Genomic DNA, 11,250 nt, shown 5'->3' on the forward strand with positions numbered 1-11,250 from the left:
CGCGCCTCGAAGATCAGGCCGGGCGACTCAGACCTGGCCGACCAACTCGCGGCCGGCGGACCGGATCAGCTGCTCGAAGTCGGAGCCGTCGTCGGTGGTCGGCTGCAGAACCAGCCGGTCGACACCGAGCGCGGCGTACTCCTTGGCCGTGGCTGCATCGACGGCGCCGGGCGGGGTGACCGTGATCTCCAGCGGGCCGAGGTCAGCCGGGCGAGCTGCTTCGAGCGTCCGGAGCCTGGCGATCAGCCTCGCGGTCTCGGGTACCTCGAGGTAGACGCCGTACCAGCCCTGGGCGGTGGCGACGGCGCGACGCAGAGCCGCGTCGGAGTGGCCGCCGATGACGATCGGCGGGTGTGGGCGCTGGGCCGGTTGCGGGAGCTGGGAGACGCGGTCGAACGCGACGTACTTTCCGTTGAACGACGCGATCGGATCGGCCCAGAGCGTCCGCATCGCGGCCAGGTACTCGTCGGTGCGGGCGCCCCGGTCGTGCAGCGCCGCGCCCAGCGCGTGCAGCTCTCGTTCGACGTACCCGACGCCGAGGCCAAGGGTCAGGCGGCCGTTCGAGAGCAGATCGAGGGTGGTCAGTTGTTTGGCCAGCAGGACGGGCTGGCGTTGTGGAAGGACGATGACGCCGAGCCCCAGCCGGATGTGCCGGGTCACCGCGGCCAAGTGGCCCAGGGCAACAATCACCTCGAGGCGCGGCTGGTCGCCGCCGTCCTCGGCGGGCACCGCGAGGTGGTCGCCGACCCAGAGCGACTCGAAGCCGGCCGCCTCGGCCAGCTGCGCCCGCCGGACCAGCTCCCCAGGCTCGACACCACGACCGCGGAACAACCCGTAGAGACCGAATTTCATCATGGGTCAACGCTAGAAACAGCACCGGCATACGACAAATGAAAAGATCGGTGCATTGCCATACAGTTCCTGCATGGCAATGAATCTCGAGTGGTTGGCGATCTTCCGCGAGGTCGCACGGCAGGGATCGCTGACCGCGGCAGCGGAGACGCTCGGGTACACCCAGCCCACTTTGTCGCGGCAGCTGTCCGCCCTGGAGAAGGATGTCGCGGCGCGGCTGTTCGACCGCTTGCCCCGTGGGGTGCGACTGACGGAGGCCGGACGCACCCTGCTCTCGCACACCGAGGCAGTGCTGGACCGCGTGGAGGTGGCTCGGCAGTCGCTGGACGCGTTACGGACCCTGGACGCGGGCAGGCTGCGGATCGGCGCCTTCGAGAGCGCGGACGCCGACCTCGTGCCGCGGGCACTCGCCGCCTTCCGCACTGCCCACCCAGGGGTCGAGTTGTCGCTGATCGAGGGCAACAGCGGCACCCAGGTCGAGCGGTTGCGCGCGGGCGAGATCGATGTCGCTGTTGTCAGCGCCTACCCGCACCAGCCGCTGGACAGCCGCCTCGAGCTCCGGCACTTGATGGACGACGCGCTGCTGGTCGCGCTGCCCGGCGACCACCGGCTGGCGCGGCGCCGGTCCGTCCGCTTCGCCGAGCTCGCCGACGAGAGCTGGGTCGAGGGTTTCCCGGACAGCCTGACGGTCCTGCAGGAGGCAGGATTGCGCGCCGGAGTCCGGCCGCGGGTCACCTTCCCGGTCCGGGAGTGGACCGCCAAGCTCGGGTACGTGGCAGCCGGCCTCGGGGTCGCTCTCGTGCCCCGGCTGTCGGCCGGTGCCGTTCGTCCCGGCGTGGCCCTGGTGCCGCTGCGTACGACGGATGCACCGGTGCGGACCGTCCACGCCGCGACCTGGCGCGACGCCGCGCACGAGCCCGCGGTCGCGGCGTTCCTGCCGTACCTCGAAGAGGCGGCGACAGAGCTCAGAGGGTGAAAGCGGTGGTGTCCTCGTCGAACGGTCCCATGACCGTCAACGCTGGGGTGCCTGCGTACAGGTCCGCCGCCAGTTGGGTGACGTCGTCGAGGGTGACGGAGTCGATGCGGTGCAGGATCTCGTCGACGGTCGGGAGTTCGCCGTAGACGAGTTCGGCCTTCGCGATCCGGGTCATCTTCGCGCCGGTGTCCTCCAGGCCCATCACCACCGAGCCGCGCATCTGACCCTTGCCGCGGAGCAGTTCGTCCGGCGTGATGTTGCCCTGGGCAATCGCCTCGAGCTCACCGCGGATCACGTCCAGCACCTCGGGAGCCTTCTTCGGCAGACAGCCCGCGTACACGCCGACCATGCCGGAGTCCGCGTACGCCGAACCGAACGTGAACACCGAGTACGCCAGCCCGCGCTTCTCCCGTACCTCCTGGAACAACCGCGACGACATCCCGCCGCCGACGATCCCGTGCAGCACACCGGCGATGTAGCGCCGGTCGTCGCTCCGCACCAGCCCGGGCATTCCCAGCACCAGGTGCGCCTGCTCGACGTCGCGGTGATGCACCTGCACCCCGCCGTACGTCGGAACCCGTCGCGCCGAACCACGCCGAACCGCCGCGGGCTCGGCCTCCGCCGTCACCCAGTGGCGCTCGAACGCCTTGCGTACCAGGCGTACGACGTCCGTGTGGTCGACGTTGCCGGCCACCGAGACGACGATGTTCGACGGCTTGTAGCGGCGCCGGTACCAACCGACGACCTGCTGACGGGACAGCCCGGCAACCGATTCCGGCGTACCGGTGATCGATCGGCCGAGCGGCGACCTGCCCCAGAGTTGCTCGGCGAACAGGTCGTGGATGTGGTCCGACGTCTCGTCGGCATGCATCGCGATCTCTTCGTCGATGACATCCCGCTCACTCTCCACATCGGTGTCGGTGAGCGTGGCGGAGGTGATCATGTCGCAGATCACGTCGACCGCGAGCGGCAGATCGGTGTCGAGCACCCGTGCGTAGTAGCACGTGTACTCCTTGCCCGTGAACGCGTTCATCTCGCCGCCGACCGCGTCGATCGCGGCGGAGATCTCCAGCGCGTCGCGACGCTCGGTGCCCTTGAACAGCAGGTGTTCGAGGAAGTGCGTCGCACCGGCCAGCTGCTCCGGTTCGTCACGGGAACCCACGCCGACCCAGAGGCCGAACGTGACCGAGCGGAAGCCCGGTACGGACTGGGAGAGAACCCGAAGCCCGGAGGGCAGGACGGTCCGTTTCACCGGACCGCCCGCCTCCGGGCTCAGCAGGGTACTCGTGATCGCGCGAGTCACTCGGCCGCTTCGGCCTCAGGCTTCTTGTCGTCCGAACCCTCGATCACCGGGATCAGCGAAAGCTTGCCCCGGTCGTCGATCTCGGCGATCTCGACCTGCAACTTCTGGCCGACCGACAGCACGTCCTCGACGGCCTCGACCCGCTTGCCACCGGCCAGCGGACGCAGCTTGCTGATGTGCAGCAGGCCGTCCTTGCCCGGCAGCAGGCTGATGAACGCACCGAAGTTGGTCGTCTTCACGACCGTGCCCAGGTAGCGCTCACCCTTCTCCGGCATGGTCGGGTTCGCGATCGCGTTGATCGCGGCCCGGGCGGCCTCGGCCGACGGGCCGTCGGTCGCGCCGATGTACACCGTGCCGTCGTCCTCGATCGAGATGTCGGCGCCGGTGTCCTCGGTGATCTGGTTGATCATCTTGCCCTTCGGGCCGATGACCTCGCCGATCTTGTCGACCGGGACCTTCACCGAGATGACCCGCGGCGCGAACTCGCTCATCTCACCCGGCGCGTCGATGGCCTTGGCCATCACGTCCAGGATCGTCAGCCGCGCGTCCTTGGCCTGCTTCAACGCACCGGCGAGGACGCTGGCCGGGATGCCGTCCAGCTTGGTGTCCAGCTGCAGCGCGGTGACGAAGTCCTTCGTACCGGCGACCTTGAAGTCCATGTCGCCGAACGCGTCCTCGGCGCCGAGGATGTCGGTCAGCGCGACGAACTCCTCCTTGCCGTCGATCTCACCGGAGATCAGACCCATCGCGATACCGGCGACCGGGGCCTTCAGCGGCACACCGGCGTTCAGCAGCGACAGCGTCGAGGCGCAGACCGAACCCATCGAGGTGGAGCCGTTCGAGCCGAGCGCCTCGGACACCTGACGCAGCGCGTACGGGAAGTCCTCGCGCGACGGCAGCACCGGCACCAGGGCCCGCTCGGCCAGCGCGCCGTGACCGATCTCGCGGCGCTTCGGCGAACCCACCCGGCCGGTCTCACCGGTCGAGTACGGCGGGAAGTTGTAGTTGTGCATGTAGCGCTTGCGCGTCTCCGGGGAGAGCGTGTCCAGCTGCTGCTCCATCCGGAGCATGTTCAGCGTGGTGACACCCAGGATCTGGGTCTCGCCGCGCTCGAACAGCGCCGAGCCGTGCACCCGCGGGAGCACGCCGATCTGCGCCTTCAGCGGCCGGATGTCGGTCAGCCCACGGCCGTCGATCCGGACCCTCTCCTTGAGCACGCGCTGCCGGACCAGCTTCTTGGTCAGCGAGCGGAAGGCTGCGGACAGCTCCTTCTCGCGGCCCTCGAAGTCGGCGGCGAGCTTCTCCACGGTGGCGGCCTTGACCGCGTCGGTGGCGTCGTCGCGCTCGTGCTTGCCGGCGATGGTCAGCGCCTGCGCCAGCTCCTCGCTCGCGCTGGCCTCGACCGCGGCGAACGCGTCGTCGGCGTAGTCCGGGAAGACCGGGAACTCGCCGGTCGGCTTCGCGGCCCGCGCGGCCAGGTCCGCCTGCGCCTCGACCAGCGTCTTGATGAAGCCCTTGGAGGCCTCCAGGCCCTCGGCGACGATCTCCTCGGTCGGCGCCTGGGTGCCGGCCGCGACCTTCTCGAAGGTGCCCGGGGTGGACTCGGCCTCGACCATCATGATCGCGACGTCACCGGACTCGGTCACCCGGCCCGCGACCACCATGTCGAAGACCGCGTCCTCGAGCTCGGTGTGGGTCGGGAACGCCACCCACTGGCCGTTGATCAGCGCGACGCGGACGCCGCCGATCGGGCCGGAGAACGGCAGGCCGGCCAGCTGGGTCGACATCGAGGCCGCGTTGATCGCGAGCACGTCGTACAGCTTGTCCGGGTTGAGCGCCAGGACCGTGATGACGACCTGGATCTCGTTGCGCAGGCCGGACACGAACGACGGCCGCAGCGGGCGGTCGATCAGCCGGCAGGTCAGGATGGCCTCTTCGGAGGGCCGGCCCTCGCGGCGGAAGAACGAGCCGGGGATCCGGCCCGCTGCGTACATCCGCTCCTCGACGTCCACCGTCAACGGGAAGAAGTCGAACTGGTCCTTGGGCTTCTTGCTGGCCGTGGTGGCCGAGAGCACCATGGTGTCGCCGTCGAGGTACGCCGCGGCGGAGCCGGCGGCCTGCTGGGCCAGACGGCCCGTCTCGAAGCGAATGGTGCGGGTGCCGAAGCTGCCGTTGTCGATGACGGCCTCAGCGAATTCGGCGCCGTCCATCGGCGCACTTGTGGATCCCGACACGGGATACCCCTCTCTCACAGTGTGACGACTGCGAGGCGCGAGCTTCCGGGGTGCCGGTCTTCGATCGAGGCCCGCGGGTACCACCTGTACCCGAAAGCCACTACCGAGGACCGGTCGTCCTCCCGCCACGCGCTTCGCGTCGCCTCGTACGTCTTGCTGTATTCAGTTTGCCCCGCGCTCCGTCGTGTCAGGGCGCGGATACGCCAGGAGCGGCCACCCGGGTCTCGGGGGCCGCTCCTCGCGACGTCATCGGCGGAGGCCGAGCCGCTCGATCAGGGACCGGTAGCGGTTGATGTCCTTCTTCGCCAGGTAGTTCAGCAGCCGGCGGCGCTGACCGACGAGCAGCAGCAGGCCACGACGGCTGTGGTGGTCGTGCTTGTGCTCCTTGAGGTGCTCGGTCAGGTGGCTGATCCGGTGGGTCAGCAGCGCGACCTGGACCTCGGGGGACCCGGTGTCGCCCTCGGTCAGGGCGTACTCGCCCATGATCTTCTTCTTCGTAGCAGCGTCAACAGCTGACACAGGTGTCCTCTCGATTTCCGTTGCGCGGCGCACCGGGGCATTCTTCACCCGAGCACTCTCTGTCCGCGGCCGTTCAGACGGCAGCAGCCAGCGTATCAGTCCGTGGACGCGTCACCCTAATCAGCCCTGATGAGCGCCGAGCGTGCGACGCGCACCGTCCGCGTCGGCCTTGATCTGAACCACCAGCTCGTCGATGCTGTCGAAGCGGATCTGGGTACCACGCAGCCGGGCGACGAAGTCGATCGCGATCTTGGCGCCGTACAGCTCGAGGTCGTCGCGGTCCAGTACGTACGACTCCACCCGCCGGTCCAGCCCGTCGAACGTCGGGTTCGTCCCGACGCTGATCGCGGCCGGCAGCGGATCGGGGTACGCCGGGGCGCCGGGCGCGGGCGTGAGCACCGTCAGCCACCCCGCGTACACGCCGTCCTGCGGGACCGCCGCGCCCGGGTCCGCCGGGATGTTCGCGGTCGGGTACCCGAGCTCGCGGCCACGCTTGTCGCCCTCGACGACCACACCGGTCACCCGGAACGGCCGGCCGAGCGCCACCGCGGCGGCCTCGACGTCACCGTCGGCGAGCTGCTGCCGGACGTACGTCGACGACCAGGGCTGCTGGTCCCCGGCCAGGCTCAGCCCCTCGACCTGGAAGCCGTACCGCGCCCCGGCCTGGACCAAGGTGTCGACGTGGCCGGCCGCCTTGTGCCCGAAGCGGAAGTTCTCGCCGACGACGATCGCCTTCGCGTGCAGGGCGTTCACCAGCGTGCGCTCGATGAACTCCTCGGGCGACCAATGCGACACCTCGGTGGTGAACGGGAGGATCAGTACCGCGTCGGCGCCGGCCGTGCCGAGCAGCTCGGCGCGCTGCTCCGGGTCGCTGAGCATCAGCGGCGCGTGGTCCGGCCGCAGCACCCGCATCGGGTGCGGGTCGAACGTCATCGCGACCACCGGCAGGCCGCCCAGCTCGGCCGCCCGCGCGCGGGCGTGCGCGAGCACCTCCTGGTGACCCCGGTGCACGCCGTCGAAGTTGCCGATCGTGACGACCGTCGGCCCGAAGTCCGGGCTCACCTGGTCCAATCCGTGCCAGACACGCATGACAGCAGGATTCCATGCCGGGAGGCGATTGCTTCAATCAGGTCGCCGATCACCCCTTGTAATCGGGCAGTGACTCAACTTATGGTGGGCCGCGCCCGTTGTGGCGCTGCTGAGCCTGGGGAGGTTCTCGTGAAGCTACGCCGTCTGGTTGCCGCCTGCGCGGCGGTCGTGTTGCTCGGCACAGTCCCGGTTACCGAGGCGTCGGCCACACCGCGGTTCACCAAGTACGTCGCGCTCGGCGACTCGTACACGTCGGCGCCGTTCGTGCCGCTGGAGGACCTGCTGTCGCTCGGGTGCGCACGTTCGTACAGCAACTACCCGAAGCAGCTCGCCGCGGCACTGCACGTCTACCGGTTCACCGACGTGAGCTGCGGCGGCGCCGACACCACGAACATGACCCAGCCGCAGAGCACGATCCTGGGTACGGCAGCCCCGCAGTTCAACGCGTTGACGGCGGACACGGACCTGGTGACGCTCGGGATCGGCGGGAACGACTTCGGCGTCTTCGGCGACATCATCGGCACCTGCCCGGGGCTGCGGGCCTCGGATCCGGCCGGCGCGCCCTGCAAGGCACACTTCACGGTCGGCGGCGTCGACACGCTGCTTGCGAAGATCCAGCAGACCCGGACCCGGATCGCAGCCGTCGTCGACGGCATCCGCGCACGCTCGCCGCAAGCGACGATCGTGCTGGTCGGGTACCCGAAGATCGCGCCGGAGCACGGCACCTGCCCGTCGATCCTGCCGTTCGCGGACGGCGACTACGGCTACCTGTACTCGATCGAGCAGGCGCTCAACGCCGCCGTCTCCGGGGCCGCGGCAGCCGGCGGAGCGACGTACGTCGACACCTTCAACCCCTCGACCGGCCACGACGCGTGCGCGCCGGACGGGCAGGCGTGGATCCAGGGCAAGGACATCAACCTGCTCCGCGCGCTGAACTACCACCCGCGCTTCGAGGGCGAGGCCGGGATGGCTGCCCTCACCTACAAGACGCTGACCGGGCAGCCGCCGGTCGTCACCGCGGCCGAGCAGTCCGCCTGGGCCACCAAGGCCCGCGCGCTCGCGAAGCAAGCCGCAGCGTCACCCCTGGCCCTCGAGGCCTCCAAGAACCGCGTACGGACCAGCGCGCAACGCTGACCCTTTCCAATCCGTACTGCGGACTCCGGGCCGGGCCACCTCACGCGTGGCTCGGCCCGGTGGTTTCTTCCAGCAGCTCCGTCAGGGCTTTGCCGAGCGGAAGATTCACCCGATACGTCGCGTACGGGTCGCCGCGGGTCAGACCCTGGTTGACGATCAGCACCGGCGTACCGGCCTTCGCAGCGTGCCGGACGAAGCGGAAGCCTGACATCACGGTCAGGGAGGAGCCCAGGACAAGTACGGCGTTCGCGTCGTCGATCAGGTCGTAGCAGCGCTGCACGCGGCCCTTCGGGACGTTCTCGCCGAAGAACACCACGTCGGGTTTGAGTACACCGCCGCAGACCGTGCAAGGGACGACCCGGAACGTACGGACCACGTCGTCCGGGAGCTCGACGTCGCCGTCGGGGTTGATCCGGGTCGCCTCGGCCGTGAACGCCTGGTTCGCGGCGCGCAGGCGGCGGTCCAGGACCTCACGCGGGGACGTCGTACCGCAGTCGAGGCAGATGATCCGGTCCAGGTTGCCGTGCAACTCGATCACGTCACGCGCACCGGCCGCCTGGTGCAGGCCGTCGACGTTCTGCGTGATGATCCCGCTCAGGTAGCCGCGGGCCTGAAGCGTGGCGACCGCGTGGTGGCCCGCGTTCGGCGCGGCGCGGGCGATGGTGCGCCAGCCGAGGTGGCTGCGTGCCCAGTACCGCTGACGGGCCGCCTCGCTGCCCTGGAAGTCGCCGTACGTCATCGGCGTGTGCGTCCGCAGGCTCCCGGTCTCACCGCGGTAGTCGGGGATCCCCGACTCGGTGGAGATCCCGGCTCCGCTCAGTACGACAACGCCGCCGGCCGCCACGACGTCAGCCACCGGCCCGACGTCCGTCGCCCCCGGCTCCAACGCCAGCACCTCAGGGCCCGGAGCCCACTCCAACGTCGGACGAGAACGCACGCCTACCAGCGTAGAGGTCGCACCAAGAGGCGACACCTCCTGGCCGGGTGCCGTGCAGTAGGCGTGGAATCAGGTGACACGTCCCTAGTCGACTCTGGGCGGCCCCGCTTTCAGGCGGCGTTCCGCGTTCTGGCGAACGACGGCTTGATCCAGCGAGGACCAGTCCGCGTCGATCCACCAGGTCGCGCCGGCGTCGGCCCAGGGGCGGACCGTGTCCGCGGCCTTCGGGTCGTCTGCCGTCGTCATACCTTCCGCGGCCACGTCGTACCCGTCCATGGTCAGCCCGTGCTTCGCGCGCTCGTTGCGGATCCACTCGACCCCTTGGGCGACCACTTCGGGCGTCACCTCGCCGTCGCCGACGTACGCCGGTAGCCACCCGTCCTGCAGCGCGGCCCGGCGCATCGACTTCGGCCGGGGCCAGCCGCCGACCACCCAGGTCGGCACTCGCGGCCGCTGCACCGGTGGCGGCGGCGCGGGCGGGTTGAGGTCGGAGACCTTGCGCGAGCTGTAGTGCTTGCCGGAGAACTCGAACGGCTCGTCACGCCAGAGGTTCGGCAGCATCTCGAGGGACTCGTCCAGCAGTTCCGCGCGGACCTTCCGCCCCGGATCCTCCTCGAACAACCAGAACCGGTCCTCCCCCGACACCCCGAGCCCGACCGAGAGGATCACCCGTCCGCCACTGAGGTTGTCGACGGTCGAGACCTGCCCGGCGACGTCCCAGGGTTTTCGGCGCGGCAGCGGCGTGAGCATCGTGCCCAGCCGGATCCGCTCGGTCGTCATCGCCGCGGCCCCGAGCATCACCCAGGCGTCGATCCCCCAGATCGACTCCCAGACGAAGAACCCGTCCCAGCCGTGGCTTTCCGCGATCGGGGCCAGTTCCGCCGCGTCGCGCGCATCGCCGTACGCCATCACGAACCCGTATTTCATGCCACCGCACGCTACGGGCCGCCACCGACAGTTCTGTTCAGGCGCACGAGCCGCGCAGGCCACTCGCCAGCTCAGGTGAGATTCAGGATGTCTGTTGGATCGTTCAAGTTTTGTTTCATACGCCTGGCTCACTATCGGGTCCAGATTGTCCCGTTTGGCCCGGTCGTACCCGCTGTGCCGGTGGGTACGACGAGGCCTCCCTTCGTGTCCCTGGGAGTGGCGTCATGTTCGGATCTCGTCTGTTGGTACTACGTCGCGGTAAAGCCAGTCGGCCCGGGACGATGCTGGACGGGTCCCGGCGCCACCGGGATCGGAACCAGCCGTCTTCGTCGTTGGTTGTACCAACGACCTCGATCTCCACAGTTCGGTCGAGCCGGCGAAGCAGGTCGGCTACGTCCGCTCGATGGCCGTGGCGACACGTGCCGAGCCGGCAGCTGTCTGTGTGGGGTCGGTGGGCTCGCCTGGTGGCGGGGTGTTTGGCGTTCGCACTCATTGCGTCGCTGGCACGGGTGGTGCCGGGCGCTCTCGCAGTGGCCGCGCCACCGCGCCGGGCGGCAGCCGCAGCCAGTTCTGCGGCCGGCGCCGGTTCGGTGGGTGCGCCGGAGGGTCCTGGGGGTGTGTCGTTTGATCCGAATCAGTTGAAGGGTGTGACGGCGGGGTCGCCGGCGGCGGGGGTGGGTGTGGCGTCGGGGGGTGGTGGTTCGTCGTCGGGTGATGCGGGGGTGAGTTATCCGGTGGAGGTCCCGGCGGGGCGGGGTGGGTTGCAGCCGGGTGTGGGGGTGGCGTACTCCTCGAGTGGTGGCGATGGTTGGACGGGTGTGGGGTGGAATGTCGCGTCGCCGGTGATCAGTGTGGATACCAGGTGGGGTGTGCCGCGGTTTGACGCGGCGTCGGAGACTGAGTCGTATTTGTTGAACGGTCAGGAGTTGACGCCGGTGGCGAATCGTGGTCCGGCGGTGCCGCGGGTTGGGGAGCGGGTGTTCCACACCCGGGTGGAGGGTGGTTTCGCGCGGATTGTGCGGCACGGCACGGACCCGAAGTCCTATTCGTGGGAGGTGGTGGACAAGTCCGGCACGCACTTCTTCTACGGCGGCACGGGTGCGACGTTGGCTGATGATGCGGGGGATGTGGCGGAGTGGGGTTTGCGGGAGGTACGCGACACCCATGACAATTTGATGCGGTATCACTACGCGCTGGTCGAGGACCCGGGCGTGGACGGCGGCACGGTGATGGGCCGGAATCTGTATGTGCAGAAGGTCACCTGGACCGGCCGCGGCGA

The 11,250-nt window shown here is 69.3% G+C and carries 10 protein-coding genes; 3 read left to right on the forward strand and 7 right to left on the reverse strand.

Annotated features, from left to right (window positions below; all coding sequences use genetic code 11):
• Positions 1-27 precede the first annotated feature (27 nt).
• Positions 28-855, reverse strand: coding sequence for an LLM class F420-dependent oxidoreductase (locus tag ACFYRU_RS25125; RefSeq protein WP_387662880.1), 828 nt, complete (start codon positions 853-855; stop codon positions 28-30).
• Between the two features lie 70 nt (positions 856-925).
• Between ACFYRU_RS25125 and ACFYRU_RS25130 the strand changes: the two genes are divergently transcribed.
• The gene (locus tag ACFYRU_RS25130) at positions 926-1,828 is read left to right on the forward strand and encodes a LysR family transcriptional regulator (RefSeq protein WP_387662882.1); all 903 of its coding nucleotides are present in this window, start codon (positions 926-928) and stop codon (positions 1,826-1,828) included.
• Here the strand turns inward: ACFYRU_RS25130 and ACFYRU_RS25135 are convergent.
• The 4 genes from ACFYRU_RS25135 to ACFYRU_RS25150 all read right to left on the reverse strand — a co-directional run bounded on the left by ACFYRU_RS25135 (position 1,818) and on the right by ACFYRU_RS25150 (position 6,973).
• On the reverse strand, positions 1,818-3,131 hold the full coding sequence (locus tag ACFYRU_RS25135) for a M16 family metallopeptidase (protein WP_387662884.1): 1,314 nt from the start codon (positions 3,129-3,131) through the stop codon (positions 1,818-1,820). The two genes, ACFYRU_RS25130 and ACFYRU_RS25135, sit on opposite strands and share 11 nt — an antisense overlap.
• Positions 3,128-5,341, reverse strand: coding sequence for a polyribonucleotide nucleotidyltransferase (locus tag ACFYRU_RS25140; RefSeq protein WP_387662886.1), 2,214 nt, complete (start codon positions 5,339-5,341; stop codon positions 3,128-3,130). The genes ACFYRU_RS25135 and ACFYRU_RS25140 overlap by 4 nt, the downstream gene beginning before the upstream one ends.
• Positions 5,342-5,611: 270 nt before the next feature.
• On the reverse strand, positions 5,612-5,884 hold the full coding sequence (gene rpsO / locus ACFYRU_RS25145) for a 30S ribosomal protein S15 (protein WP_171670133.1): 273 nt from the start codon (positions 5,882-5,884) through the stop codon (positions 5,612-5,614).
• 120 nt (positions 5,885-6,004) lie between these two features.
• Positions 6,005-6,973 (reverse strand): bifunctional riboflavin kinase/FAD synthetase, encoded by a 969-nt coding sequence (locus ACFYRU_RS25150; RefSeq protein WP_387662888.1) that lies wholly within the window; start codon positions 6,971-6,973, stop codon positions 6,005-6,007.
• 129 nt (positions 6,974-7,102) lie between these two features.
• Between ACFYRU_RS25150 and ACFYRU_RS25155 the strand changes: the two genes are divergently transcribed.
• Complete coding sequence (locus ACFYRU_RS25155) at positions 7,103-8,107, forward strand: SGNH/GDSL hydrolase family protein (RefSeq protein WP_387662890.1); 1,005 nt, start codon at positions 7,103-7,105, stop codon at positions 8,105-8,107.
• 40 nt (positions 8,108-8,147) lie between these two features.
• On the opposite strand, the gene ACFYRU_RS25160 is transcribed toward ACFYRU_RS25155, so the two are convergent.
• Both ACFYRU_RS25160 and ACFYRU_RS25165 read right to left on the reverse strand, forming a co-directional pair.
• Positions 8,148-9,044, reverse strand: coding sequence for an NAD-dependent protein deacetylase (locus tag ACFYRU_RS25160; RefSeq protein ID WP_387662892.1), 897 nt, complete (start codon positions 9,042-9,044; stop codon positions 8,148-8,150).
• Between the two features lie 84 nt (positions 9,045-9,128).
• Positions 9,129-9,971 carry an LLM class flavin-dependent oxidoreductase gene (locus tag ACFYRU_RS25165; protein WP_387662894.1) on the reverse strand — a complete coding sequence of 281 codons (843 nt, stop codon included), beginning with the start codon at positions 9,969-9,971 and terminating at the stop codon, positions 9,129-9,131.
• Positions 9,972-10,252: 281 nt separating this feature from the next.
• On the opposite strand from ACFYRU_RS25165, the gene ACFYRU_RS25170 reads away from it, so the two are divergent.
• The coding region (locus ACFYRU_RS25170; protein WP_387662955.1) for a SpvB/TcaC N-terminal domain-containing protein at positions 10,253-11,250 on the forward strand (998 nt) is incomplete at its 3' end.

Source organism: Kribbella sp. NPDC004536 (genome assembly GCF_042873835.1).
In the GTDB taxonomy this organism is placed as follows: Bacteria; Actinomycetota; Actinomycetes; order Propionibacteriales; family Kribbellaceae; genus Kribbella.

What these genes read in the sequence shown, in the direction of transcription:
- ACFYRU_RS25140 (WP_387662886.1), bottom strand. Translation starts at nt 5,341, where the DNA reads ATGGACGGCGCCGAATTCGCTGAGGCCGTCATCGACAACGGCAGCTTC.
- ACFYRU_RS25130 (WP_387662882.1), top strand. Translation starts at nt 926, where the DNA reads ATGGCAATGAATCTCGAGTGGTTGGCGATCTTCCGCGAGGTCGCACGG.
- ACFYRU_RS25165 (WP_387662894.1), bottom strand. Translation starts at nt 9,971, where the DNA reads ATGAAATACGGGTTCGTGATGGCGTACGGCGATGCGCGCGACGCGGCG.
- ACFYRU_RS25150 (WP_387662888.1), bottom strand. Translation starts at nt 6,973, where the DNA reads ATGCGTGTCTGGCACGGATTGGACCAGGTGAGCCCGGACTTCGGGCCG.
- ACFYRU_RS25125 (WP_387662880.1), bottom strand. Translation starts at nt 855, where the DNA reads ATGATGAAATTCGGTCTCTACGGGTTGTTCCGCGGTCGTGGTGTCGAG.